Here is a 26,036-nt window from a genome sequence, read left to right as displayed (position 1 = left end):
GGTTCTGCTACACAGGCAAAATCACGCCAAAGTAGGAAAATCAGAATGGGAATGATCGGCGGAAGTCAAGAGGCTTTCATCGGAGCAGTTCACCGTCGCGGTTCCCAATTAGACGGAGAAATCGAATTAGTTTGCGGCGCATTCAGTTCTAGCGCAGAAAAATCAAAAGCCACTGGCGAAGCTCTTTACCTCCCAGAAAACCGCGTTTACGGTTCGTATGAGGAGATGATTTTGAAGGAAAAAGAATTGCCAGAAGGCGAGCGCATGGATTTCGTTTCCATCGTAACTCCTAATCACGTACACTTCCCAGCCGCTAAAATGGCGCTCGAAAATGGATTCCATGTTGTTTGCGATAAGCCAGCGACCTTGAACTTAGCGGAAGCGAAAGAATTGAAGAAAATCATTGAAAAATCAGGCTTGATTTTTGCTTTGACCCATAATTATACGGCTTATCCGATGGTGAAAGAGGCGAAACATTTAGTGGACTCAGGTCAACTAGGCGAAATTCGCAAGATCATCGTAGAATATCCACAAGGTTGGTTAATCGACTTAGTAGAGGCTACAGGCCAAAAACAAGCAGCTTGGAGAACCGATCCAGCGCGTTGCGGTGCAGCAGGTGCCATTGGTGACATTGGAACGCATTGCGAGAATTTGATCGAATACATCACAGGATTACATATTAAAGAGCTTTGCGCGGATCTGACGATTTTCGTGGAGGGCCGCATGCTAGATGACGATGGCAATATCTTAATCCATTATGATAATGGGGCCAAAGGTATTTTACATTGCTCGCAAATCTGCAACGGTGAAGAGAACGACTTCAACTTCCGTATCTATGGAAGTAAGGCGGGGATTACATGGCACCAAATGGAGCCAAATACGATGGTGTTTAGGACGCGCGACGAAGGAGCGCGGATCATTCGTACGGCCGTAGGCCAGCTATCTCCTGCCGCTAATGCGCATACACGTCAGCCAGCTGGTCACCCAGAAGGCTATGTGGAGACTTTTGCGAACATCTACCGCAATTTTGCTTTTGCATTAAGAGCAAGATGGGAAGGAAAAGCGCAGGATCCTTTGTACGATTTCCCAGGAATCGACGAGGGAATCATGGGAATGGCTTTCATCGAGAATGTGGTGAGATCATCCCAAGACAATACAAATAAGTGGACAAAATTTGAACTATAATATAACCATGACTAAAATCAAAGTTGGAATCGTAGGAACCGGTTTTATCGGACCCGCACATATCGAGGCATTACGCCGTTTACCTAACATTGATGTCGCTGCGCTTTGCGAAGTGACTATCGAATTAGCCGAAGCGAAAGCAAAGCAATTAGGCATCGGCCGTTGGTATACATTTGAAGAACTATTGAAGCAAGAAGATATCCAATGTGTGCACATTTGTACGCCTAACTTCTTACACTATTCTCAATCGAAAGCAGCTTTATTAGCGGGTAAACACGTGGTATGTGAGAAACCTTTGGCAAAAGACCTACACGAAGCAGAAGAATTAGTCGAATTAGCGGCTAAAACAGGCTTAGTGAATGCGGTTCACTTCAACCTGCGCTACTATCCATTAGTGCGTCAAATGAAGACGATGCGCGAGAAAGGCGATTTAGGTGAAATCTATTCGATCATGGGTAGCTATCTACAAGATTGGTTATTCTACAACACGGATTATAACTGGCGTTTAGAGCCGGACAAATCTGGTGATTCACGCGCTATCGCCGATATCGGATCTCACTTATTAGACGTCATTGAATACATCACAGGTTTGAAAACAGTCGAAGTAATGGCTGATTTCAACACGGTTCACAAAGTGCGCAAGAAGCCTTTGAAGCCAGTAGAGACGTATTCAGGCAAAATGTTGCAGCCGGAAGACTATGCGGATGTACACATCAATACAGAGGACCATGCGAACGTTTTATTACGTTTTGACAATGGAAACCGCGGTTGTGTAACGGTATCTCAAGTTTCAGCAGGTCGCAAGAACCAATTGAAATTAGAGATTTCAGGTTCAAATAAGACATTCGCGTTTAACTCAGAGTCCCCTAACGAAATGTGGATTGGTAATAGAGATCAAGCGAATCAGGTGTTGATGCGTGATCCTTCTTTGGCCTACCCTGAAGCAAGTGCCTTAATGACATTCCCTGGTGGACACAACGAAGGTTTCTCTGATACATCGAAGCAATTATTCAAGGAAGTATACGCCGCAGTAGAAGCTGGCAAGCAACCAGAAAATCCGAAATACCCTACTTTTGCAGACGGATACCGCGAGTTATTAATTTGCGAGCGCATCTTAGATTCGACGCGTTCTCAAAAATGGGTAAAAATCTAAACCTTCAGAACATATGAAAACGATTCAAGGGCCAGCGATCTTTTTGGCACAATTTATGGGCGATGAAGCCCCATTTAATACCTTAGACAGCATCACAACTTGGGTAGCCTCTTTAGGTTACAAAGGAGTGCAAATTCCGTCATGGGATTCACGTTGTATTGATTTGCAAAAAGCAGCAGAATCGAAGACTTATTGCGACGAAATCGTAGGAATGTTAGCTGCCAAAGGCTTACAAATCACCGAATTATCCACTCACCTTCAAGGTCAATTAGTCGCGGTTAACCCAGCTTACGACCTTGGTTTCGATGCATTCGCTCCGGATTCTGTGAAAGGAAATCCCAAAGCACGTACCGAATGGGCAATCCAACAATTAAAATACGCAGCTAAAGCGTCCCAAAACTTAGGTTTAAACGCACACGCTACTTTCTCTGGTGCTTTGATGTGGCACACGGTATATCCTTGGCCTCAACGTCCAGCTGGTTTAGTAGAGCAAGGTTTCAAAGAATTAGGTCGCCGTTGGTTACCGATCTTAAATACCTTCGATGAATGTGGAGTAGATTTATGCTACGAGATTCACCCAGGGGAAGATTTACACGATGGCGTAACATTCGAAATGTTCTTAGACGAGGTTAAAGGTCACAAACGCGCAAATTTATTGTACGATCCGTCTCACTTTGTGTTACAGGCTTTGGACTACAAACAATACATCGACTTCTACCACGAGCGCATCAAGATGTTCCACGTAAAAGACGCTGAGTTTAACCCAACAGGAAAACAAGGGGTGTACGGTGGTTACCAATCTTGGATTAACCGCGCAGGCCGTTTCCGTTCTTTGGGCGACGGGCAAGTCGATTTCAAAAGCATCTTCTCTAAATTAACCCAATACGGATACGACGGATGGGCCGTTTTAGAATGGGAATGCTGTATCAAAGATCCTGTTCAGGGAGCTACAGAGGGTGCGCCGTTCATCGCGAGCCACATCATCAAAGCAACCGAAAAGGTCTTCGATGATTTCGCCGGAACCGGAGCAGACGAAGAGTTCAATAAAAAGATCTTAGGTCTTTAAGTAAAAAGCCCCTGACAAGTCAGGGGCTTTTTTTATCCACTTACGCTTCCTCTCGAAAGACATAAATAAACCATGCCGCGGATAACAACACCACGTTCTTGATAATGTATTGACCGGTCAGGGTTAGCGAGAAAAAAGATTGCCACGTATCTTCAACCAAAAATAATACCGGTAAAAAAGTCGTAAACAAATGTGCTATCATCACCCAGAAGGCGATTTTAGTCAAACGAGGAGACAACCACAACATTCCAATCGCACACTCCCCTATGCCTAAAATCAACAGGAACGTCTGAATGCCCATGAAGGGCTCTAACGTAAGATTGAAAAGCTTCGTTACTAATCCTTCTGCCGGAGAAGTACCTAAGACTTTTAAAAATCCAAACCAAATATACACCACCGCGATCATCGCGCGGTTTAACCAAGCTGCCGTAACAAGGGCTTGGAGGCGTGTTTTGCTAATAGTTACCATAGTGTAAAAGTATTTATTGAGAATAAATCAAAAAATGACCTTAGTCAATTAATTAGCCCCATCTGATTTCGCTCGTTGCACGGCGTAATCACCAATTGTCTTTCCGTGTTTTCCACCCATCGTACAATCCACTCGGAAGTGAATCAACCCATAGACGCGAGAATCAGAGGCCTGTTGTGCATTCGCCATAAAGGTATTCGCCCTATCCGGAAAAAAGTCTGCTAATACAGCTGCTGCAGCAAATGAGAAGGTCGAGTGACCTGACGTATAACTAGGAAAATTAGGCAACCCAACAGAGGTCTTCAAATCGAACTGTTGAGGACGAGGACTATAATAAAAATATTTTGTTTCCCAGCAAGCCACACCTGCATCCATCAAAGCCGTTCCTACATAAGCTAACATACGCGCCATCCGAACCTCTGAGTATTTTGCGTCTACACCCGCTTCACACGCATAGCGATGCCAGTGCCCTGGTGGCGTATAAGAACCTGGACCATCAGCCCAGTAATTTGCGATAGCCGCTTGCTCTCTTGTTTGAGTTTTGTTAATTGTCTGCAATTCCGCTAAATCTTTATTGAACGCCTCTGAACCTGGCAAATAAGGAATAGCGGGGCGAATCGACTCCAAGGTGGTTCTGTCAAAATTCCACGTTTTTACCGCACCATAGTTTGGCAACATCGGCGGTCTTGCGGGCAGTTCTTGACTCGCCCAAACCGTCGTAAATCCGAGTGATTTTGCATGTGCGATCATATCTGGTACAATCGATTGGTTATTTGAAGCGCTCATACCATCCGTTTTCGCTCTAGCCATTACCTTAGCTGCTACAGCAGCACCTAAATTAGCCCCTGCAATCACGTCCGAATTCACATTTGTTTTAGCCCAAAGCGGTACATTTTTAGCTTCCGCTAATTTAGCCGCTAAAAAGGGTCCCTCACCTGGGAACATCGCTAATAAAATCACATAACTCGCTTGAGCCACCACCGCATCTTCAGATGGATAAGCTGGTAAAGTCGAAACCGGCAACAAAGGTTTAATAGAGGCATCCAAAACAGATGGTGCAGGGCGATTGTATTGGTATTTATACTTCCAGGCGCTGACTAAGGCATCGTATTGCGCCACACTTAGATAAGCTAAAGCTCTAGCGGTGTAAGGTGGATTTGCAAAAGGAAATTTAGGGTCTGCCAAAGGGTCTGCCGCATTCGGCACCGGATAAACACCGGCCGCGTTCGCAGCTGGTGGAATGTTATATCGAGCTGCTAATTCTCTAGCAATTTCATTCCAACGCAATACCGCTCCAGCACCCCAATAGAGTACCGCTGCTTTTTGAGAAGCCGTCACTTCGATGGACTTTAACGAATCTACTTCTTTCTTATAAGCTGCATCCGAATTTAAGGCAGGCACAACCACTTCCGTGGGATTAGTTAATATAAACGTTTTCCAGTTACCGGCCGCTTCATCGACTTTAGCTGGAGAATAGGGTTCGATAATCGATTCAGAGACCGATTTATCACAGGATACTAAACCTAGTAGTATCCATAAACTTAACATATATCTCATCTTATTTGACTTTAAAAAGGTATAATAAACCAATGGAAACGGTCGTACTTTGACCCACATTTTGGCCATCGACTACATAGGCAACGCGCGCATTCACCCCAATGGACTTAGGTTGGTATTTTACATACATTCCCACAGTAGTCATCGTCATATCATTCGTCAAGAAAGGCATATCATTCCGGCGAATGTCATCCCCTTTTGTACAAGAAAAATGTTCAGCAAAAAGTTCGATCTGGTTATCTTTTTTCAGATAGCCCAAACGAAAAGCCGCATCAAAGGCATCCGGTACGGCTACCTGATTAGTTTGATACAACTTAGAACCCGCTAAATACGAATCACGATCAGCTTTCACCTGACTTCTAGCCTGATAAGCAATCGAAGAATTAACATATAAATGCTTGGGTAAAGCATAAGATAGCATTCCGCGGACAACGAGCGTTTTTGCCCCTAACCCAATCGACATGGGCATAAAATCCGGGACATAATTCGTAACCGGGACACTGAATCCCAACACACCATGAGCTGTAATACCATGATAAGCCTTCGATTTTGTTTTAACAAAAAAAGAGGCATCCTGAAAACCTTGCTGGCCCATTAAATTGCCTTGACTTGCCTCTGTCTTAACATAGGGCACCATGGCAATCACATTGATGTCCCTAGTAATTCCATAGGCAATCATTGCCGTAGCCGATTGAGTTGTTAATCGGCCAATATTTGGATTATCACGTTTTAATCCATTTTCCCAATATTGGGTCCATGAACTATTGCCATAAATTAAGGCACCGCAAGCTAATTTTTTGTTCATATAGATAGCGTCATGAGGCATTTGTGCTTTTAATTCGACGAAACCTAGTAAACAAAGTAGTAGTACAACGATCTTTTTCATACTACTGTAATTTAAAAACGGTGTGTTACCGTAGCTGAAATAAAATAGTCTGCAAAGGCTGCATCCCCATGTTTGTTATTCACCCAATCGTTTGCACTCTTAATACGGTTACGCTGAGTTGCGATAGGTAAGGACACGAACAACGTGTTTTTTGCTGTCGAATAACTAATCCCTGGTTCAATCGAGAAGATATAACCTGGACGACGGAAGCCATCTGAATCACCAATTAAATCATAGGCTGGAACACCTTCAATACGTGCACCTAGGGTTGCTCCGATACCTGCTTTGGGAGCCAAAGCATAATTCAAACCTAAACGACCTGCATACTGATCTGACACCGACATATAGTGGACCATTTCATCTGTTACGGCTTTGTCTGGCGCAACGTTAGAGGCACTATTTACATTTTTTGGATTTGACATATAGAATCCATTGTAATACAAAGAAGTGCGGTTAAATAATTGCTGGTATCCTTGAATCTCCAAGTTAATACCTACACCACCATCACCTAGTTGAATCGATTGATCTACCGCTTTTGTCACCGTATAATCAGATCCATCTGATTTACGGCGATGAAATTCGTCTTGCACATTCCAATCTCCAGTAGGCAATTTGACCCCTAATCCAACTGACAAATTACCCTTCATGTGCTTCAAAGGATCTAATACCCAATAAGACGCCGTAATACGTGCATCGCCTATTCCGTTAGCAACGGTTCCAAAGCGTTTCTGCGCTGGATTTCCTGAAACGGCATTACCATAATGCTCGTACATCGAACTTCTGTAATTGAAACTCAAAGGCAAGTTTAAAGCTACCGAAAGGCGATCCGTTACCGAATAGCTTACCCCTAAATCAAAACCTTGCTGATCATTGATTACGTTTGTACCTGCCGCTTCACGAGCTGGCTGGTAATCTGCTCCTACGTAATGTTTATAAGAATGTAGGGTTCTAAAACCTAAAGAAACTTGCCATTGGCCTGGGTGCATCATCGAATTCGAGTTTGCACCTGTACCCACTGAGCAGCTCATATGACGAACCGCTACACAACCTTGACCTAAAGAACTAGTCGTAATTACTCCTACACAAAGGAGTGCTAATAAAATATTTTTCATTTTGCTTAATTTTTTAAATAATACACGATATCCTGGGACAGATTTGTCCTAGGCTAAAAAGGGAATCAAAGAAAAATTAAGCTTGCCGAGGCGGCGAGAAAAAATCAGACGAGAAGTCTTTGGTAGATAATATAGAATAAATAGGTGCCTCTATCGAAACAGGCCATTCCATAATATAGAATACCCAGCCTGAAGACTGAGCACAATATTCTTTCACAAGGGTATTGATTAATTTCGTTTTAGAGGGAGTAGAACCAGGCTCATCGGTCAGGTGTTCATTTACCTGTTCTGCTAAATCAAAGAAGTTTTCACGTGCATTTCGGTCTTTCACCATCACCGTTACCAAGGTGTCATTTTCCACCTTACGCTCCTTCATTTCGTAGAATTCATCGCCTTGGCGAACAGAACCTTCTACTTCTTCTGAAGAAACCCAATCCGTTTGATAAGGTAAATTGATAGGGATTTTTACGACTACCGTCTCTTCCGTTTCTGGATCAACGGCAACCGTATTGCCTTCTGATAAATACTGCAACGCGAAACCACCTGCTTGGTAAAGCAGCACAGAGAATAGCATTATGGCAAGTATTTTTTTCATTCAAGAGCAAAAATAGGCTATTTTTCGATGACAGTGCCTAATTCTTGAGAAATATTTTTCTGAATCTCCTTCAACCGGATGAATTCAAGCAAAACCTCGTCCATTTCCGCCGCATCTGCTTTCAACGAATCCAATTTGCTTAAGATCTCCTGCAAATGTTGGTCATTGTACACTTTTCTAAGGCGCAATACATTCTTATAAGCTAAATCCTCTAACAATTCTTCATCCGTATTCACCCGAATCTCATGCTTGTCTTTCCATTCAGAAGACAATGCATGCTTTTCAGAGGAGATATTAATCGAGAAAGATTGAATCTCTTCGTCCGTATGGTGCAGGAAGAAATCAGGTTTAGGAGCACGTTGAGCTCCAAATTCTTGCTTACAAAGGTCGAGAATACGAATAAACAAAGGGGTTTGGAAAACAGTACCTTCTAATTCATCAATCAAATAATGTACGACTGTTAAACCCGGAGCCTTTTCGGGATTGATTTCTAAATGCCCATAATTAATCAATAACCGTACACATTCTAATTCTTGATAATAGGCTAAATTCTGAACTTGCGCCGGCTCGTCCTCATCAGCGAAAGTTGGCTCAATCAATTGACGCACCTCCGCATACTGTTGTGCGGATATTTGCTGCGGATCTTGGCTCGCGCCCTTCATCTTTTTCAGCTGAATCTTATTCAATTCTGCTAAAAGCACGTCCTCATCCATCCGCATCATCGTCGCCGTCTTTTGAAGAAAAAGACTACGTTGAATGGCATCCGGTATTTTTGAAATGGATTGAACCATTTCTTTGATCATTTCGGCTTTCTTGAAAGGATCGTCGCCTGCTTCTTCTTTGAACAGATTCGCTTGGAACGAAATCACATCCTTTGCTTCTTTCTTGATGTAGTCAATGAATGCCTCAGAACCGATCTTACGCACAAAGGAATCCGGGTCATTTCCTTCCGGGAATACGACTAAATTCACCTGCAAGCCCTCCTCTAAGATTAGATCCATTCCACGCAAGGCTGCTTTAATCCCAGCAGAATCACCATCATATAATACGGTAACGTGCTGAGTAAAGCGACCAATTAACTTAATCTGTTCAATGGTCAAAGACGTTCCTGATGACGCCACCACGTTTTTAATTCCCGCTTGGTGAAGAGAAATAACGTCAGTATAGCCTTCTACTAAATAGCAAACATCTTTTGCCCGAATCTCATTCTTTGCTTGTGAGATACCATATAAAGTGGCTGACTTATGGTAAACTTCCGTTTCTGGAGAATTCAGGTATTTCGCCTGATTCTTTGCGTCGTTGCGCAGAATACGAGCACCGAAAGCGATGATTTTCCCCGACACATTGTGAATCGGGAAGATAACACGGTTACGGAAGCGATCGTAGACCTTACCATCGTCATTCTTTTGGGTGACTAAACCCGCTTTTTCAATGATTTCCTGAGAAAAACCCTGTTTTAGGGCCGCCTTCAAGAAAGCATCCCAGGCTTCTGGGCTATAGCCTAAATCGAATGATTGAAGCGTGGCATCAGAGAAACCGCGTTCCTTGAAATAAGGCAAGGCGATGGATTTCCCTTCGTCTGTATCGTATAATTGTTTTTTGAAGTATTCTTTCGCGTATTCGAGGATGATTAAAAGACTTTCGCGCTCGTTTTGACGAACGAGCTGGTCGTCGGTCATTTCCTCTTCTTGGATGTCGATACCGTATTTTTTGGCCAAATGACGTAAGGCCTCTCCATAACCCAGGCCTTCCATATCCATAATGAAACGCACAGAATCACCGGCTTTACCACAACCAAAACATTTGTAAATTCCCTTCGCTGGGGAAATAGAAAAAGACGGCGTCTTTTCTCCGTGGAAAGGGCAGCAAGCCCAATAGTTCGCGCCTTTCTTCTTAATCGTTACATAATCCCCGATCACGTCTGCCACCGCAGCCGTTTGCTTTATTCGCTCGACGGTTTCGGGATCAATGCGCATATTACAATAATAAACCGGCTAACGTTGCTGATAAATAAGAGGCCAAAGTACCTGCAATCAAGGCTTTAAAGCCTAATTTCGCTAAATCGGAACGACGAGATGGAGCTAATTCTCCGATACCACCGATTTGGATAGCTACCGATGAAAAATTCGCAAAACCACATAAAGCAAAACTCGTAATGGCGATCGTCTTCGGATCCAAGGTTGCTTTCAAATGCACCATATCTAAATACGCGACGAATTCGTTCACCACCATTTTCTTACCCATCAAGGCTCCTGCCACTTCAATATCCTGCGCGGGAACGCCCATTGCAAAGGCAAAAACAGAGAATACCTTTCCTAAAATCGTGTTCATCGATAATTCGGGATAGTTGATCCAAGCACCGATGTGTCCTAATCCTAAATCCACTAAGGCGATCAACGCAATAAAACCGATCAACATCGCGATCACATTCATCCCCACTTTTAAACCCTCACTCGCACCTGCCGCGATCGCATCCACTAAATTCGCGTGCGTCTTAGACAATTCCAATTTCACTTCTCCTTCTGTCTCCGACTTCTCTGTTTCTGGGAACATAATTTTAGAGATCACTAAAGCACCCGGTGCAGCCATCAAACTTGCCGCTAATAAATAGGCTGCTGGAACTCCCAAGGAGATATAAACGGCCATTACACCACCCGCGATGCAGGCAAATGAACCTGTCATCGAAGCCATGAGCTCCGAATTCGTCATGTTTTTTAAATAAGGCTTGATCATGATTTGTGCCTCTACCTGGCCTACAAACGTAGATGCCACATTCGAAAGCGCCTCTGCCCCACTCACACCCATTAACCAATGAACGCCTTTGCCTATAAAGGAAACCACCCGCTGGAGTATGCCTAAATGGTAGAACATATTCACTAATACAGATACAAAGATGATCGTAGGAACTACTTTAAAGAAGAAAATATAATCGTTTCCCGGACCAAATGCTGATCATCAAATCGCGATTCACCAGGGATCCAAACACGAATTGTGCCCCTTTATCTGCTTGACCTAATAAGGTATTAATGGAATCACCTAACCACTGAAAGAGGTTTTGGCCTGTCTCGGTCTTTAAAATAAACACCGCTAACAACACTTGCATTAAAAGACCTACGCCTACCGTCCGGTAATTGATTGCTTTTCGGTTGTTCGACATCAAAAATGAAACGCCCAAAATCAAAACGATACCGAGCAATCCTGTAAATCTTTCCATGTGTTGTTTGTTGGTGTAATTCGCCTATTTTGTTTCTAGTTTCGTATCTAGGCTAATTGTAAATTTATCAAAAGCTAATTCGGCAACCAAATCCTCGTCTTTGATTTCGTAAAATTTCGTGTGGATATCAAATGGATCATCACTCTCGATTTTCCAATAAGTGCCATCCTCCTGCATCTCATAAGAGTTCTTGGTATCTCGAAGATTCCAATCTAAGATGGTAATAGCCAGATTCTTCGCGCGCGTATTCACTAATTCAAATAAGGATTCAATACGTCGGTCAAAGCTTCGAACCATCACATCCGCACTACCTCCATAAATTTTAGGATCGCCGGCATTGTGGAAATAATACAAACGTGTATGCTCTAAATACTCTCCTACAATCGATTTAATGAAGATATTCTCTGATAAACCTTTGCGTTGTGGACGAATACAGCAGATACCTCGCACAATCAAAAGCACCGGCAAACCTGCTTGAGAAGCTTTGTAAAGCGCCTCCATGGTCTTTAAATCCTGTAAAGAGTTAATCTTCCAACAAACTCCGGCCGGCAAACCTTGCTGATGATTTTTCACCTCATTTTCGATCATCTCGATCAAGCGATTCCGCATATCACGCGGCGCCGTAATTAAATGCTCGTAATGCGTAGGCATCGAGTGCCCCGTGATAACATTGAAGAACTCGGAGATATCTTGCGTAATCCTAGTATCCGTTGTTAAAAGGCCAATATCTGTGTATAATTTGGCCGTATCCTCATTGTAATTTCCAGAGGAAAGGTGAGCATAACTCACCACGTGATTGCCCTCGTTCCGAATCACTTGCAACAACTTTGTGTGCGTTTTCAATCCCGGAATACCATAAATCACGAAGCAACCCGCTTTCTGCAATTTCGTTGCTTCCTTGATATTGTTCTCCTCATCGAAACGCGCCTTCACCTCAAACAAGACCGAAACGTGTTTTCCTTGTTCAGCCGCACGTAATAAAGCACTCGAAATACGGGAGTTTTTAGAAATACGGTACAAGGTTATCTTAATCGCTAATACTTTGGGATCATCCGCTGCCTGTTCTAATAATTGAATGACAGGTTCGAAGTTGTTATACGGATGATGCAATAAAATATCACCGCGTTTAATGGTATCGAAAATATCATCAATCACCACCGATTTCAGGCCTAAAGCCGGAACCACAGCTGGATTTACAGCCATTTGCGTCTTAAATTCAGCGTGTTTTAAGATTTGCCAAAAAGACGTAAAATCCAAAATTGAATTTTTGACAAAAATATCCGAACGGTCTAAATTCCAACGCTTTAACATTTCTGTCAACAAGAAATCCGAATGGAATTTCTCCACCTCCACACGCGTCACTCGACCCAAACGACGGTCCTTGATCTTCTTCTTCACCTCATCCACAAAATCCGTATCTGAATCCTCGTGTTCCACTAAATCAAAATCTCCATTACGTGTGATGCGGAACAAAGTCGTCGATTCAATTTCCACATTGCGGTACAAAACTTGCAAATGGTGGCGTATAATCTCTTCAATCGGGATAAATAACACTTTATCTTCCCGTTCAATCACGTAGAAACGCTTTAAATTCAACGGAATCTGCACAAAAGAGATCTTTTGTTCCTTCTCGTTTCGCGTCTTTTTCTTGTCTGAAAGGCCTACCGTTACAACCCCAAAAATTAAGGTCTTCGCTAGCAAACTCGGGAACGTGTGCGTATGATCGAACACCATCGGGGTCAGCATTGGGTAGATCGTCCGCTGGAAATAGGTCGCAACCTCTTCCTTTTCGTCTTCGTCTAAATCATCTAAGCAAGCTAATAAAAGCCCATTTTCCGGAAATAAAGGCAAAATTTCCTCCATGAAAAGACGGTGCTTTTCCTGGGTAAACTCCTGCGCATCGTTAATGATGGCCTGCTTAAAAGGGACCTCACGCAATCCACAATAATCCGTTCTTTCTTTCCCTAAATCAATGTAATTATACAAGGAGCCCATTCGGATGGTAAAGAACTCATCCAAATTAGAGGCCGTAATCGCTAAGAATTTCAAGCGATCAAAAAGTGACTTAGACGTATCACGTGCCTGATCCAAAACGCGTTCGTCAAACTTCAACCAGGACAAATCCCGGGAGATGAACTTTGATTTCGCGATGGTATCGTTCGACTTTTGGGTCGACTTATCCACTTTCCGATTTTGCTCGCGTGGAGCCATCAGATTAATCTTCCAATTCGTAGGCGTAAGTAATGACAAAAGATTCCCGGCAAGGGAATCTTTTGACTCTTCGTGTTTCAGTATTTTATCTAATTCACTCATATTATTCTGTAGGAACTTGATTTTTGATGGCTTGATAATCAGAACCCAAACGCCCCATTTCAGTGGCCAAGAATTTCTGAAGTTCTAAATTAAACAAGCGTTTGTCCTGTTCTGTTAAGGAATTGTAAAAGTCTTTCAATTCTTGATTGATCTTTTGCTTTTCCTCCAGCGTCTCTGCGTGAATGCCACGCAAATGATACGACTTAAAATCAAAATTCATTCTAAACGTCTACTTTAGCGTATTTAGCATTCTTCTCAATGAAGTCACGACGTGGCGCTACTTCATCTCCCATTAACATCGAGAACAATAAATCAGCTTCGATCGCAGATTCAACCGTCACTTGCTTCAAGGTACGAGATTCCGGGTTCATTGTCGTTTCCCACAATTGCTCCGCGTTCATCTCTCCAAGACCCTTATAACGTTGTACGCCTACGTTGTCTTCTTTTCCACCACCGGCTAATTCTTGAATCGCTTGGGTACGTTGATCTTCTGTCCAAACGTAACGCACTTGTTGTCCCTTTTTCACTTGGTACAACGGAGGTTGTGCGATGTAAATACATCCGCGATCTACTAATTCACGCATATAACGGAAGAAGAACGTTAAAATCAAGGTACGAATGTGACTACCGTCAACGTCCGCATCGGTCATGATGATCACCTTGTGGTAACGCAATTTATCCATATTCAACGCACGCTCATCTCCATCTTTTCCGAAAGAAACGCCTAGCGCCGTAATCATATTCTTAATCTCTTCGTTTTCGTAGATACGGTATTCTTGTGCTTTCTCTACGTTCAAAATCTTACCACGTAAAGGCAAGATCGCTTGGAATGCACGGTTACGGCCTTGTTTCGCCGTACCACCCGCTGAGTCCCCTTCGACTAGGTAGATCTCACAAGTTTCTGGATCTGAATCCGAGCAATCGGCTAGTTTACCTGGCAACGAGTTCGAACCTAAAACCGTCTTACGTTGAACCATTTCACGCGCCTTACGAGCAGCGTGACGCGCTTGAGCAGCTAAGATTACTTTGGCTACGATTTGACGAGCCTCTTTCGGGTGCTCTTCTAACCAAGACTCTAACATATCAGACATCGCTGCAGAAACGGCACCAGATACCTCGCCGTTACCTAATTTTGTTTTTGTTTGGCCCTCAAACTGAGGCTCCGCCACTTTCACCGAAATAACCGCTGTCAATCCTTCGCGGAAGTCATCCCCTGCGATATCAATCTTTAATTTATCTAAGGCACCTGACTTATCTGCGTAATTTTTCAACGTACGAGTCAATGCACCACGGAAACCCGCTACGTGCGTACCACCTTCAATCGTGTTGATGTTATTGACATACGAAACTACATTCTCTGTGTAAGACGTATTGTAAACCATCGCCACTTGAACCGGAACGCCATTCTTATCACCTTCCATGTAGATAGGCTCAGAAAGCAATGGCTCACGCGTAGAATCCAAGAACATAACGAATTCGCGAAGACCTCCTTCAGAGAAGAATTCTTCCGTTTTCGCTACGCCATTCTCATCTAATTCACGCATATCCGTTAATTGAATACGAATACCCGCATTCAAGAAAGATAATTCACGTAAACGACCCGCAACTGTTTCGTATTTGTATTCTGTCACCGTGAAAATCGTCTCATCTGGCTTAAATAATACCGATGTACCTGTACGATCTGTTGTTCCTACCTCTTTTACTGGGTATTGCGGAACCCCGATTTTATATTCTTGTTGGTAAATTTTACCATCACGGCTATAAACCGTTACTTTTAAATCTGTCGATAAGGCATTCACACAAGAAACACCCACACCGTGTAAACCACCAGAAACCTTGTAGGTATCTTTATCGAATTTACCACCGGCGTGAAGCACCGTCATTACTACCTCTAGAGCAGAACGCTTCTCTTTTGTGTGCATTCCCGTAGGGATACCACGACCGTTGTCTTCTACTAAGATGGAATTGTCCGTATTGATCGTCACTTTGATCATATCGCAATGACCTGCTAACGCCTCATCAATCGAGTTATCAACAACCTCCCAAATCAAGTGGTGAAGACCTTTAAAGCCGGTATCACCAATGTACATGGATGGACGCTTACGAACCGCCTCTAAACCTTCTAATACTTGAATATTATCTGCACCATAATTTGCCCGATCCTGAGCTGATGTATCTTGTGCTTCTGACATAATGTAATTTAATGTGTGTTAAAACGAGCTTTTTAATCGCCCGGAAATACTGTTGATTAGTAACCTTAAAAATATAAATTTTAACTGAATAATCCTAATGTTTGAAGTGACGAATTCCCGTCATGACCATGGCTAAATCATTCGCATCGCAATAATCGATTGAATCTTGATCCTTTATCGATCCGCCAGGTTGCGTAACAGCCACAATACCCGCATTTCCTGCAATTTCAACGCAATCAGGGAATGGGAAGAACGCATCCGAAGCCATCACCGCACCGTTCAAGTCAAATTCAAATTCCTTTGCTTTATCGATTGCTTGCTTTAAGGCATCTACTCGAGAAGTTTGACCCACTCCAGAAGCTAATAACTGACCGTCATTCGCTAAAATAATCGTATTCGACTTCGTATGCTTACAAATCTTTAAAGCAAACGCTAGAGCGCGCTTCTGTTCATCTGTAGGAATGCGTTTCGTTACCGTTTTGAAATCTTCTACACCTTCCATCTCTAAGTCCTTGTCTTGCTCTAAAACACCGTTTAACAAGGTCTTGAACATTACTTTAGGGAAAGCAACTTGGTTGCGCTTCAATAAAATACGGTTTTTCTTTGTCTTTAAGATCTCCAAAGCCTCCTCCGTAAAGTCTGGCGCAATCAAAATCTCACAGAATAAAGGGTTGATCGATTCTGCCGCCGCTTTGTCCACGGTATTGTTGGTGGCTAAAACACCACCAAAAGCCGAAATAGGATCACAAGAAAGCGCCTTATCGTAGGCCTCTTTAACGGTTATTCCTGTCGCCACGCCACACGCATTCATGTGCTTGATGATCACGAAAGCCGTTTCAGCAAACTCATCTAATAGAGATAGACAAGCATCTACGTCTACTAAGTTATTGTAAGACAATTCCTTACCGTGTAATTTATCAAATAGCGCCGCTAAATCTCCGTAGAATTTACCTTGTTGGTGAGGATTCTCTCCATAACGTAAGCCGTGCGCTGGCAAGGTCGTGTAGTTAGCTAAATCAGCTGTTTGGCCTGCAAAATAACGTTGAATCGCTCCATCGTAATGAGAGGAAACCTGGAAAGCTTTTCCTGCAAAGCTTCTACGCTCCTCCAACGAAGTCGAAGTAGAACCGTGTGCTGCAAAAATCGCCGCCACCTCCGCATATTGATCACGAGAAGAAACGATTAATACATCGTTAAAGTTCTTCGCTCCACCACGGATTAAAGAAATACCACCAATGTCAATTTTCTCAATAATATCTTCATCAGAAGCTCCAGATGCTACTGTTTCCTCGAATGGATACAAATCCACCATGACTAAATCCAAAGCAGGAATGTCGTATTGTTTGGCCACCTCTACGTCAGACGCTAAGTCACGACGGTGTAAGATTCCACCAAAAACCTTCGGATGTAACGTCTTCACACGACCACCAAAGATCGACGGATATCCCGTTAAATCTTCTACTGCAATCACGGGAATACCTAATTCTTCGATGAAAGACTGCGTCCCTCCCGTAGAATAAAGTATCACTCCGTTTTTATGAAGTTCTTGAATGATGGGCGCTAAACCGTCCTTGTAATAAACCGAAATTAAGGCTGATTGAATTTTCTTAACTGACATGGGGCTTGATAAAAAATGAAGCCTCAAAGGTACGAAATTCAGCCCAAAAAGCCGTTTATTTTTTAGCCATTTTTTGGTAGCGCAACAAGCCTTCTAAATAATAGTAATCCGCATAGATTAACGGCACATCAATCTCTGAATTCAAAGATTTCGCTCCCACGCAATGCTTGATTAAGAAGTGATTATTTTCTCCCAAAGCCGCACGGTACGCTGGCGACGAAAGTGATTCCAACATCTTCACCGCATCTGCGTAATAGCGCTTGCCTTTTTCTCCTGAATAGGTACTCAATTCTAGCAAGGCAGACGCCGCAATCGCACCTGCTGAAGCATCACGCTCCTCACTGGGAATGTTAGGCGCATAGAAGTCCCAATACGGAATCTTGTCAGCCGGCATATTCGGGTGATTCAAGTAAAAATCAGAGATTTTTTGCGCGAAGTCGAGGTATTTTTTATCTTTCGTATTGCGGTACATTTCTACGTAGCCATACATTGCCCAGGCGTGTCCACGCGTCCAAGTAGACTCGTCTTGGTAGCCTTGGTGTTGTTTTTTGGCCAAAACCTTTCCGTCCACATCATAGCAAATCACGTGATAACTCGAATAATCCGGTCTAAAATGGTTCTTCATCGTGTTATCCGCGTGAATAATCGCAATCTCCTTAAAACGCGGATCCCCTGTCTCACGAGACGCCCAGAACAACAATTCCAAGTTCATCATATTATCGATGATCACCGGATATTGATAGCCTCCTTTGAAACCATTCCAAGACTTAATTAAGCCGATTTTGGGATCGAAACGCGTCGCTAAAGATTTGGCAGACTGAATCAATACCTTCTTGTATTCCGGATCTTTTGTTAAACGCAAACCGTTCCCGAAAGAATCGTACATCATAAACCCTAAATCGTGCGTCCCTGTATTGAACTGCTCTTTCTTCACTGCCGCCGTCCATAAACGCGCTGCTGATTCCCATTTTGGGTCTTTGGTCTTTTCATATAGGAACCAAAGTCCGCCCGGGAAAAACCCTGAACACCACCACTTAGAGGGTTTGTTACTATAGGTTCCATCGTGGTTTGCCGAATGAATCGTTGTGCTCGTATCCGGTCGTGCCGCTAGCATCAATTGGTATTGCTGTCCAGCTAGAGCAATTTGTTTATCCACATCGATTTTCTGAGCGAAAAGGGAGGTGGAGATTAATGCGAATAATAGAGTTAATTTTTTCATAGGTTTAGTTTAGAGATTATAGAGTAGAGAGTATAGAGTAGAGATTGTAGAGTGTAGATAAGAGATTATTTATCTCCTCTCTCTACTCTACAATCTCTACTCTATTATCTCTGCTCTCCTACCTTCCCATCCAGCCGCCATCAACGGTCAAAATGGTTCCGTGTACGTAATTAGATGCTTCGGAGGCTAAGAACACCACCGGACCCTTAAAGTCCTCTGGTTCTCCCCATCTTCCCGCCGGAATTCGTCCTAAAATAGATGCGCTACGTTCTTTATCTTCGCGCAATGCCGTCGTATTATCGGTGGAAATATAGCCAGGAGCAATCGCATTCACATTCACTCCTTTACCAGCCCACTCATTCGCTAAGGCCATCGTTAAACGGGCAATACCGCCTTTGCTAGCAGCATATCCGGGAACGTTGATGCCGCCTTGAAAGCTTAATAGAGAAGCCGTAAAAATAATTTTTCCACTGCCTTCAGCGATCATCCGAGAACCGATTTCGCGGCTCAAAATAAACTGAGATGACAGATTGACTTCTAAAACCTCATCCCAAAACTCATCCGAATGTTCCGCTGCCGGATTACGCAAAATGGTTCCTGCGTTGTTCACTAAAATATCGATACGAGGATAGTCAGCTTTCAACTGTTTGATGAAAGCATACAGTGAATCGCGATTTGAGAAGTCAGCCTGATAAGCTTTGAATTTGCGACCTAAAGCCTCCACAGCTTTGGAAACCTGAGAACCCGACAATTCTAAATTAGCCGAAACCCCAATAATATCTGCTCCTGCCTCCGCTAAACCAAGCGCCATCGCCATTCCGATTCCTCGCTTACAACCCGTGACTAGCGCTATTTTTCCTGTTAAATCAAAACTATTTTTCATAATTATTTCAAATGTACGGCAGAATCATTGATTTGGTAAGTGTGATGTTTCACTAAATCCATCATTGCCGCGCCGGCTAATAAAACGGGACCATAGCCGTGTGCCGCAAATGGTGAAATTGGGCGGTGATAGTAGAAAGCAGGATCCCAGGCTAAACCTGTTCCCACGCAAGTCCCTTCTACTTGTCCCTTTTCGTTTACTTTCGTATTGACTGCATTCCAACCTAAAATTGCTGCCGGACCGTAAGTTTTAGGGTCGAGCCAGCCTTTGTTTATGCCTTTGGCAAGAACATAAGTATAAATCGCCGTACAAGATGTCTCTAAATAGGAATCATTTTTATCCAATAATTGATGCCAAAATCCCGTCCCATCCTGCAAGGCCATCAGCCCTTTCAAGTGGTTTTTCAATTGGGCCAAAATCTCCAGACGTGCCGGATGATTCGCCGGTAAATATTCCAATAATTCGCAGTTGGTCAACAAGGCCCATCCATTCGCTCGTCCCCAATGAAATTCCGGGTGCTCAGTGGCATCCACTAAATAACCGTGCATATAAATATTTTGGTTCGGATTGAACATCCGTTTGCGGTAGGCATTGAACTGAAAAACTGCCTCCTCATATTCCCCTAACTGCAATAAGGCCGGAATGGCCATATAAACATCGTCTAGCCACATCGTGTGGTGTAATGGACGAATCCGCACCAAAGTGCGATCAGGCAAACGGTGCTCTTCTTTCAAGATAAAATCCGAAGCACGCTTCGTGATGTAAGACATATCGGTCGTAAATCCGGCTTTTTTCGCCTTAATCACCGCCATTCCCATCGCTCCGATGTCATCCAAAGCACGAGGGTGAACTAAACCTTTCAATACGTGTGATTGTTCCGCTGGAATCTTTATAGCTTCCGGAACACCCGAATTAATCAGATTCAAGCGATTAAAAACATAGTTTTTGTATTTCTCATCTCCGGTCACTTCCGTTAAAGCCAGCATTCCTGAATAAGTCACGCCCCATTCGTACGAAATCGGACGAAAATCTCCTTTGCTAAATAAGGTATTTGCGTTATATGTTTTCACTTCTGCGCCGGACGTCTTATCCACAAAACGATTAGGGGTCGCCGTTTCTAAATAAGTGTAGACGCGGTCGATGGTTTTTTGGATATTTTCAGCCGTAGGCGCACCGTATGGCGTTGGATAATCTGGTTGTAATGCGTGGAGAGGCGCCGTGGCATCGGAAGCGGTGGTGATGTTTTTTTGGCCCAATAAGGAGCCAGAAATCAACAACAAAATTAAGGTATAGCGCATAAAAAAGGGGTCCTCTCTATTAAAGCAGAGAGGACCCCAGAATTACTATAATTAAAAGACTATTTTTTCATTTCAATACCCGAGATCTGCACGACGATTTGTTGTTCGGTTGCTTTCGGGTTTACTGCCACAAAATACAGATCATGTGATCCAGATATGGCTTGGATGGCTACTTTTTGGGCAGATGGACCAGACATTCTTCGAGGCGCTTGACCTGCCGGTGCCGCTGATGCTGCAGGTGCAGCAGGCGCTGAAGCTGGCGCAGCTACTCCTGTTCCCAGTGGAGCACCCTTTCCTGGAGCTGAAGCTGGAGCAGGCCCACCAAATCCACCTTGTGACACTTCGATTGGTGCTGTTTGGCCAATGACCGTTCCCGTAGGAGAATCCAAGCGAATTTCGATTACACCACCCGCTGCGTTAGAACGCGCTTGTGCTGAAGCTGAAATTTCGATGGTCGAGATACCTGTTAAATCTAAATCTTTGTAGCCTAAGTGTGGATTTTGACCCACCATATTCGTCGAACGACCTGGCGTGATTAACTGCAAAATGCCTTTCGTCATATCTGCTTTCTCCACGTTCAAGGCTGGGTGACGCAAGAACAACCATTTCTCCGATTGAACCGGTGCCATCTTCTTATTTCCTTTATCTAAGTAAGTCGCGCGAACCACGAATACCCCTTTTGAAGACGATTGATCCGCTGGCTTTTTCAAACCTAAGGTTCCTGAGGTGGCGATGGCATTACTTGCTTTGGCATCTCCTAAACTCAAGATATAGTTCACCATCGCTTTCGCATCTGCTTTCGAGATATTCGGGTGAGCAGACATCGCGTGTTCGCCCCAAACGCCCATTCCACCAACAATTACCTTGTCAGAAAGTTTCTCCACCATATCTTGGCCTTTGTACTTCTCAGCCACTTCTTTGTAAGATGGCCCTACAGAACGTACAGACATTTGGTGACAAGATTTACAATCACTCGCATTGATCAAGCGAAGACCAGCCGAAGCGAATAAATCGCTGTCAGCTTTGCGGTGCGATTGCGCCATCTCGATCGGATCGTAACCCGACGCAACATAATCCACGGTAGCTGCCACAGCCTCAGCTGCAATGCCTTTACCTAATGATCCGTCTTCTTTATCTTCTACTTTCACTTCGTATTTCAAAGGCTGCCCCTCGAAATAGAATGATTTGTTTCCTTCCACCGCGATATCCACTACTGGCGCTTCGTTACCTACTAAGATTTCCAAAGAAGCCGTGTTCGATAATCCTTTCGGATCTGCCGCCTTCAAAGTCACTTCGTATTTACCCGCATCTCTCAATTGCAAAGTCGGATTAGCACCCGCTAAATTCTTCACGAATTTGCCGGCTTTCTTGACTGTCCACGTATACGTCAACTTATCTCCGTCGAAATCTTTCGTTCCATCTGCAGATAAAGTCGTTGTGAATGGCGCAGCACCCGCTTTCTTAGCTGAAGAGGCTTCCACATACGGCTTGCGGTTTCCGCCTTGGTATTCAATCTTCACCAAACGCGCATTTTCGTTTCCGCGGAACCAAGCTGAACCATATTCTAGAACATATAAATCTCCCTCAGGACTGAAGTCCATATCGATCGCAGAACCAAAAGTCGTAGAGGGCATAAAGCGCTCCATCGACTTATAATCTCCTTTTTCATCTAACGTAACCGACATAATCCAGCCACGCATAAACTCCACGATCAACCATTTTCCTTCATAATAAGCTGGGAACGCACGTTTCGCACCTGCAAAATCCGCCTTTCTAAAGACTGGACCACCCGTCGCTGAACGACCTGATGAACCTACTAATGGAAACTCATCCGAAGTTCCATACGGATACCAAATCATTGCCTTCGTTGCCGCTGGCAATTCACGTAAACCGGTGTTATTGGGAGATTCGTTCACTGGAGCCGCTGGATTGAATTTAGGTCCAATCGCCATCGTCTCAAAGTTTACATCCGCATAGGCTTGGTTATTTCCGATGAAATAAGGCCAACCATAATAGCCTGGACCTTTGGCCTGATTAAATTCATCATAACCACGCGGACCTTTTTCTGAATCTACCGATGCATCTGGACCTACTTCGCCCCAATACAAGAAACCTGTTTTAGAATCGATGCTAGGTCTCCAAGGATTGCGGTGACCCATCGTATAAATTTCTGGCTTCGTCTTAGGCGTACCTGGCGCAAATAAATTGCCTTTTGGAATCGTATACGTGCCATTCGCCTCTGGGTGAATGCGTAAAATCTTTCCGCGTAAATCATTCGTATTCGACGCACCGCGTTGATCATCCCAATACGCTTGACCTGGACGCTCATCGATAGGAGCATAACCATCTGAATTACTGTTACTTGTATTATTTCCTACGGTTAAGAACAGGTTTCCTGATTTGTCAAAAACCATTCCACCACCTGTATGGCAGCATTCCTCACGCTGTGTAGGAACCTCCAAAAGCACTTTTTGTTGCTCTACTAATAACTCATCCCCACGCAATTCCATACGCGCTAAAATGTGTTTCGTCTCCGTTGGATGTGCATAATAAAGGTATAACCAGTGGTTTTTGCTGAAGTTAGGGTCCAAAACAATACCCATCAATCCCTCCTCTGCCACACGCTCTTGACCCAAACGGTTCTTGTATTTCGTGTTGACATTTAAGTGAGCGATTGTCTTCGTCTCTTTGGTCTTCGTATCATAAGATTTCACATCTCCCTTGCGTTCCACAAACAGGATACGTCCATCTGGCAAAAAGGTAAACTCCATGGGTTCATCTAATTTGTCTACCAAAACAGACTTCACAAAACGATTTTCATCGGGGGCCTGCGCAAGCGAAGAAAGCACAGGGAAAGCCAGTAAAATGGCTAGCGTAATTTTCTTAATCATAGGTCTAATTTATTATTCTGCAAAAATGATACAATAATCGGATTTTAAAAATTGTTAGGTGGAAAATGAGACGAAATCCCGGAAAAGGGAGAGTATAGATTAGAGATTATAGAGTAGAGAGTATAGAGTATAGAGTAGAAATATATTTTCAGACTTCGGACTCATTTCCTTCGGACTTTTTATCTTTACTCTCTACTCTATAATCTCTACTCTAATATGAAAACACTCCTCTACCTCCTCCTATTAATCCCTTCCCTCCTTTTCGCTCAAACAAATAAAGACGAAAACGAAATCAAGTCTGTCCTGCAAACTCAGATTAAACGGTGGAACAAGGGCGATATCGAGGGTTTTATGGAATACTACGAAAAATCCCCTGACCTAAAGTTCATTGGAAAAGCTGGCGTCGTGTCTGGCTGGGAGGCTACTTTACAGCGCTATTTAAAATCGTATCCCAATCGCGAGACGATGGGCACGTTAGATTTTGACATTCAAGAAGTAGATATTACAGCAGGAAAAACGGCTTGGGTATTAGGCCGCTGGCATTTGACAAGACCGACCGTGGGTGATGTGGGTGGCTATTTTACGTTGTTGATGAAAAAAGTGAAGGGGAAGTGGCTGGTGGTGAGGGATCACACTTCGTAAGATTATAGATTATAGAGTAGAGAGTAGAGATGGATTAAACTTATCTCTACTCTATAATCTCTAATCTCAATTCCTCCGGACTAGTAACTAGTGACCACCGATGTCCGGCTCCACGTACTTCAGATTAAGAGAGATGAAGAAAGATTTACTGTTTGCAAGCTAATTTACAGGTATTTCGCGAAAATATTTCGAAGGACATTTTCAGAAATACCTGTAAATTAACTGCAAAGAAATCTAGATTGTCACCCGCGAAAACACATAAAACATTTCCCCCGCAATCTGCCTCGACCTTGCATCGTATTGCGCAGCCTCCTCAGAGGTGTCATCAAAGGCTTTGGGGTCCTCATAACGAACCGGAATGCGAGCTTCGGCACCTGGAATGAAAGGGCAATTTTCGTCTGCATGCGAGCAGGTCATCACCGTCGCAAAAATGCCGTGCGGGTTGATAACGTCATCATACAATTTCGAGAAAAGAATGATGGGACGTGCATCCTGCGTATGCAGAGCGAAATAGATCGGATTGGAATGTCCGTGTTTAGAGACAATGAAACCCATTCGTTCTAAAGACGCCACGGTGCGTTCATTGCAGGCGGTAACCTCTACCCCTCCAGAATAACATTGGGCGGGGATTTGGAAATAGTCTGCGGCGGTTTGGGCCCAGACTTGCGAGAATTGGGAGCGACGCGAGTTGTGCGTGCAGATAAAATTCAGGCGAATCGGCTGCTCTTTTTTGCGTTTGTCTTTGATGTAATCAATCAAGACTTGTAGTATTTCTCGGCGCTCGGTTGGGATTTCGAGGGAGAGAATTTGGTCCAAATTTTGGTTTAATAGTTCCTTCATCTTAGCAACATCCTGAGCCAGGAGTACAAGCGTTTGCGGCTTGCACTTCGGCGATTTTTAATTTTAGTTTTTCTTCAGCCACTGCAACTGGCGGCATGCAACAAGCTGAGGCATCCTGTTCAGCGTAGTGTGGATCATTGAATTCTGCGTCTTCGTGGAAATAATAGACTTCCCATTGAACGCCATCAGGATCTGTTGCCCAGAATTTGTCTTGAACGGCGAAGCAGCAGGATGTCCCTATTTCTTCTTTGGAAACAATCCCTAGTTTTCTAGCCACTTCTAAACGGGCATTCATCTCTTCCGAAGTTTCTACTTGAAAACCTAAGTGGCCAAAGTTTGCCTGAACGCGCTCTGGATTTTCGATAAACGAGATAATCAAGGAGGGACTATCTAACACATATTTCGCATAACCCGGCTTCACTTTTGTGGCTGGTTGGCCGAAAAAAGTGGAGTAAAAATTCACTGATGCCGCTAAATTGCTGACATACAGGGAGACGTGCATTCGTGGAAAAGTGGACATATTAACAACAGTTAGATTTTTGTGCGACAAAATAATGTTCGAAAAACTCCCCAAAAAGCTGGCTAAATTCTGCCCACTTTTCTGGGTTAATGCAATAACAAACCGAGACGCCTTCAATCGTTCCTTGGATAAAGCCCACCTCTTTCAATTCTCTCAAATGTTGAGAAACGGTGGCTTGGGCTAGACCTAGTTCTTGGACTAAATCTCCGTTGATACAGGTATTGGATTTCACCAAATACTGCAAAATAGCGACGCGTGCAGGATGTCCAAGCACTTTGGCCATCTGAGCAATCGCATTTTGTTCTTCTGTAAAGAGGTCTGTTTTGGTAATTCCCATTTGTTTAATTATTACATTGCAATATTACGATGAATGGAGTAAATAA

The 26,036-nt window shown here is 43.6% G+C and carries 21 protein-coding genes and 1 pseudogene; 4 read left to right on the top strand and 18 right to left on the bottom strand.

Features of this window, described 5'->3' with window-relative positions:
* Nucleotides 1-45: 45 nt before the first annotated feature.
* From SKC35_RS01470 to SKC35_RS01460, 3 genes are read left to right on the top strand one after another with little or no spacing between them, the layout of a single operon-like run.
* Nucleotides 46-1,185, top strand: a complete 1,140-nt coding sequence (locus SKC35_RS01470) for a Gfo/Idh/MocA family protein (protein ID WP_223131839.1) — start codon at nucleotides 46-48, stop codon at nucleotides 1,183-1,185.
* Between the two features lie 7 nt (nucleotides 1,186-1,192).
* Nucleotides 1,193-2,338 carry a Gfo/Idh/MocA family protein gene (locus tag SKC35_RS01465; protein WP_377977731.1) on the top strand — a complete coding sequence of 382 codons (1,146 nt, stop codon included), beginning with the start codon at nucleotides 1,193-1,195 and terminating at the stop codon, nucleotides 2,336-2,338.
* A gap of 13 nt (nucleotides 2,339-2,351) precedes the next feature.
* Nucleotides 2,352-3,404, top strand: a complete 1,053-nt coding sequence (locus tag SKC35_RS01460) for a sugar phosphate isomerase/epimerase family protein (protein ID WP_130896138.1) — start codon at nucleotides 2,352-2,354, stop codon at nucleotides 3,402-3,404.
* A gap of 40 nt (nucleotides 3,405-3,444) precedes the next feature.
* Here SKC35_RS01460 and SKC35_RS01455 read toward each other — a convergent pair whose 3' ends face one another.
* The 15 genes and pseudogenes from SKC35_RS01455 to SKC35_RS01385 form a co-directional block, all read right to left on the bottom strand.
* Nucleotides 3,445-3,873, bottom strand: a complete 429-nt coding sequence (locus SKC35_RS01455) for a hypothetical protein (RefSeq protein WP_377977730.1) — start codon at nucleotides 3,871-3,873, stop codon at nucleotides 3,445-3,447.
* 48 nt (nucleotides 3,874-3,921) lie between these two features.
* Complete coding sequence (locus SKC35_RS01450; RefSeq protein WP_377977729.1) at nucleotides 3,922-5,430, bottom strand: vanadium-dependent haloperoxidase; 1,509 nt, start codon at nucleotides 5,428-5,430, stop codon at nucleotides 3,922-3,924.
* Between the two features lies 1 nt (nucleotide 5,431).
* Entirely contained in the window at nucleotides 5,432-6,316 is an 885-nt protein-coding gene (locus SKC35_RS01445) for a hypothetical protein (RefSeq protein WP_377977728.1), read from the bottom strand.
* 11 nt (nucleotides 6,317-6,327) lie between these two features.
* The gene (locus tag SKC35_RS01440; protein ID WP_377977727.1) at nucleotides 6,328-7,428 is read right to left on the bottom strand and encodes a hypothetical protein; all 1,101 of its coding nucleotides are present in this window, start codon (nucleotides 7,426-7,428) and stop codon (nucleotides 6,328-6,330) included.
* Nucleotides 7,429-7,504: 76 nt separating this feature from the next.
* Nucleotides 7,505-8,023: a hypothetical protein gene (locus tag SKC35_RS01435; protein WP_377977726.1), complete on the bottom strand. Its 519-nt coding sequence runs from the start codon at nucleotides 8,021-8,023 to the stop codon at nucleotides 7,505-7,507.
* A 17-nt stretch (nucleotides 8,024-8,040) separates the two neighbouring features.
* Nucleotides 8,041-9,999 carry a DNA primase gene (gene dnaG / locus SKC35_RS01430; protein ID WP_377977725.1) on the bottom strand — a complete coding sequence of 653 codons (1,959 nt, stop codon included), beginning with the start codon at nucleotides 9,997-9,999 and terminating at the stop codon, nucleotides 8,041-8,043.
* Between the two features lies 1 nt (nucleotide 10,000).
* Nucleotides 10,001-11,237, bottom strand: a pseudogene (locus SKC35_RS01425) (NupC/NupG family nucleoside CNT transporter).
* Nucleotides 11,238-11,261: 24 nt separating this feature from the next.
* Nucleotides 11,262-13,550 carry a polyphosphate kinase 1 gene (ppk1, locus tag SKC35_RS01420; protein ID WP_377977724.1) on the bottom strand — a complete coding sequence of 763 codons (2,289 nt, stop codon included), beginning with the start codon at nucleotides 13,548-13,550 and terminating at the stop codon, nucleotides 11,262-11,264.
* 1 nt (nucleotide 13,551) lies between these two features.
* Nucleotides 13,552-13,770: a hypothetical protein gene (locus tag SKC35_RS01415; protein WP_377977723.1), complete on the bottom strand. Its 219-nt coding sequence runs from the start codon at nucleotides 13,768-13,770 to the stop codon at nucleotides 13,552-13,554.
* Between the two features lies 1 nt (nucleotide 13,771).
* Nucleotides 13,772-15,742 (bottom strand): DNA topoisomerase (ATP-hydrolyzing) subunit B, encoded by a 1,971-nt coding sequence (gene gyrB / locus SKC35_RS01410; RefSeq protein WP_377977722.1) that lies wholly within the window; start codon nucleotides 15,740-15,742, stop codon nucleotides 13,772-13,774.
* A gap of 94 nt (nucleotides 15,743-15,836) precedes the next feature.
* Nucleotides 15,837-17,360: a bifunctional phosphoribosylaminoimidazolecarboxamide formyltransferase/IMP cyclohydrolase gene (gene purH, locus SKC35_RS01405; protein ID WP_377977721.1), complete on the bottom strand. Its 1,524-nt coding sequence runs from the start codon at nucleotides 17,358-17,360 to the stop codon at nucleotides 15,837-15,839.
* 55 nt (nucleotides 17,361-17,415) lie between these two features.
* A complete protein-coding gene (locus tag SKC35_RS01400; RefSeq protein WP_377977720.1) occupies nucleotides 17,416-18,579 on the bottom strand; it encodes a glycoside hydrolase family 88 protein in 1,164 nt (387 codons plus the stop codon).
* Nucleotides 18,580-18,697: 118 nt separating this feature from the next.
* Entirely contained in the window at nucleotides 18,698-19,462 is a 765-nt protein-coding gene (locus SKC35_RS01395; RefSeq protein WP_377977719.1) for an SDR family oxidoreductase, read from the bottom strand.
* A 2-nt stretch (nucleotides 19,463-19,464) separates the two neighbouring features.
* Complete coding sequence (locus SKC35_RS01390) at nucleotides 19,465-20,760, bottom strand: glycoside hydrolase family 88/105 protein (RefSeq protein ID WP_377977718.1); 1,296 nt, start codon at nucleotides 20,758-20,760, stop codon at nucleotides 19,465-19,467.
* A gap of 59 nt (nucleotides 20,761-20,819) precedes the next feature.
* Nucleotides 20,820-23,651, bottom strand: coding sequence for a PQQ-dependent sugar dehydrogenase (locus SKC35_RS01385; RefSeq protein ID WP_377977717.1), 2,832 nt, complete (start codon nucleotides 23,649-23,651; stop codon nucleotides 20,820-20,822).
* A 216-nt stretch (nucleotides 23,652-23,867) separates the two neighbouring features.
* On the opposite strand from SKC35_RS01385, the gene SKC35_RS01380 reads away from it, so the two are divergent.
* Nucleotides 23,868-24,293 (top strand): YybH family protein, encoded by a 426-nt coding sequence (locus SKC35_RS01380; protein WP_377977716.1) that lies wholly within the window; start codon nucleotides 23,868-23,870, stop codon nucleotides 24,291-24,293.
* Nucleotides 24,294-24,527: 234 nt separating this feature from the next.
* Here SKC35_RS01380 and SKC35_RS01375 read toward each other — a convergent pair whose 3' ends face one another.
* The 3 genes from SKC35_RS01375 to SKC35_RS01365 are packed head-to-tail and all read right to left on the bottom strand — an operon-like array spanning nucleotide 24,528 to nucleotide 25,990.
* A complete protein-coding gene (locus SKC35_RS01375) occupies nucleotides 24,528-25,133 on the bottom strand; it encodes a low molecular weight phosphatase family protein (RefSeq protein ID WP_377977715.1) in 606 nt (201 codons plus the stop codon).
* 1 nt (nucleotide 25,134) lies between these two features.
* Nucleotides 25,135-25,653 carry an ArsI/CadI family heavy metal resistance metalloenzyme gene (locus SKC35_RS01370; protein ID WP_377977714.1) on the bottom strand — a complete coding sequence of 173 codons (519 nt, stop codon included), beginning with the start codon at nucleotides 25,651-25,653 and terminating at the stop codon, nucleotides 25,135-25,137.
* A 1-nt stretch (nucleotide 25,654) separates the two neighbouring features.
* On the bottom strand, nucleotides 25,655-25,990 hold the full coding sequence (locus tag SKC35_RS01365) for an ArsR/SmtB family transcription factor (RefSeq protein ID WP_130923603.1): 336 nt from the start codon (nucleotides 25,988-25,990) through the stop codon (nucleotides 25,655-25,657).
* Between the last annotated feature and the right edge of the window lie 46 nt (nucleotides 25,991-26,036).

Origin of the sequence: Aquirufa originis (assembly GCF_042714495.1) — a bacterium.
In the GTDB taxonomy this organism is placed as follows: domain Bacteria; phylum Bacteroidota; class Bacteroidia; order Cytophagales; family Spirosomataceae; genus Aquirufa; species Aquirufa originis.
This window is presented reverse-complemented; position numbering and strand designations above follow the sequence as displayed.

Bases quoted from the DNA above. Each gene is read 5' to 3' on its own strand.
- SKC35_RS01435 (WP_377977726.1), bottom strand. From the start codon at position 8,023: ATGAAAAAAATACTTGCCATAATGCTATTCTCTGTGCTGCTTTACCAA.
- SKC35_RS01465 (WP_377977731.1), top strand. From the start codon at position 1,193: ATGACTAAAATCAAAGTTGGAATCGTAGGAACCGGTTTTATCGGACCC.
- SKC35_RS01365 (WP_130923603.1), bottom strand. From the start codon at position 25,990: ATGGGAATTACCAAAACAGACCTCTTTACAGAAGAACAAAATGCGATT.
- SKC35_RS01470 (WP_223131839.1), top strand. From the start codon at position 46: ATGGGAATGATCGGCGGAAGTCAAGAGGCTTTCATCGGAGCAGTTCAC.
- SKC35_RS01395 (WP_377977719.1), bottom strand. From the start codon at position 19,462: ATGAAAAATAGTTTTGATTTAACAGGAAAAATAGCGCTAGTCACGGGT.
- SKC35_RS01390 (WP_377977718.1), bottom strand. From the start codon at position 20,760: ATGCGCTATACCTTAATTTTGTTGTTGATTTCTGGCTCCTTATTGGGC.
- SKC35_RS01450 (WP_377977729.1), bottom strand. From the start codon at position 5,430: ATGAGATATATGTTAAGTTTATGGATACTACTAGGTTTAGTATCCTGT.
- SKC35_RS01460 (WP_130896138.1), top strand. From the start codon at position 2,352: ATGAAAACGATTCAAGGGCCAGCGATCTTTTTGGCACAATTTATGGGC.
- SKC35_RS01440 (WP_377977727.1), bottom strand. From the start codon at position 7,428: ATGAAAAATATTTTATTAGCACTCCTTTGTGTAGGAGTAATTACGACT.
- dnaG (WP_377977725.1), bottom strand. From the start codon at position 9,999: ATGCGCATTGATCCCGAAACCGTCGAGCGAATAAAGCAAACGGCTGCG.
- SKC35_RS01385 (WP_377977717.1), bottom strand. From the start codon at position 23,651: ATGATTAAGAAAATTACGCTAGCCATTTTACTGGCTTTCCCTGTGCTT.
- purH (WP_377977721.1), bottom strand. From the start codon at position 17,360: ATGTCAGTTAAGAAAATTCAATCAGCCTTAATTTCGGTTTATTACAAG.
- SKC35_RS01370 (WP_377977714.1), bottom strand. From the start codon at position 25,653: ATGTCCACTTTTCCACGAATGCACGTCTCCCTGTATGTCAGCAATTTA.
- gyrB (WP_377977722.1), bottom strand. From the start codon at position 15,742: ATGTCAGAAGCACAAGATACATCAGCTCAGGATCGGGCAAATTATGGT.
- SKC35_RS01400 (WP_377977720.1), bottom strand. From the start codon at position 18,579: ATGAAAAAATTAACTCTATTATTCGCATTAATCTCCACCTCCCTTTTC.
- SKC35_RS01415 (WP_377977723.1), bottom strand. From the start codon at position 13,770: ATGAATTTTGATTTTAAGTCGTATCATTTGCGTGGCATTCACGCAGAG.
- SKC35_RS01375 (WP_377977715.1), bottom strand. From the start codon at position 25,133: ATGAAGGAACTATTAAACCAAAATTTGGACCAAATTCTCTCCCTCGAA.
- SKC35_RS01455 (WP_377977730.1), bottom strand. From the start codon at position 3,873: ATGGTAACTATTAGCAAAACACGCCTCCAAGCCCTTGTTACGGCAGCT.
- SKC35_RS01445 (WP_377977728.1), bottom strand. From the start codon at position 6,316: ATGAAAAAGATCGTTGTACTACTACTTTGTTTACTAGGTTTCGTCGAA.
- ppk1 (WP_377977724.1), bottom strand. From the start codon at position 13,550: ATGAGTGAATTAGATAAAATACTGAAACACGAAGAGTCAAAAGATTCC.
- SKC35_RS01380 (WP_377977716.1), top strand. From the start codon at position 23,868: ATGAAAACACTCCTCTACCTCCTCCTATTAATCCCTTCCCTCCTTTTC.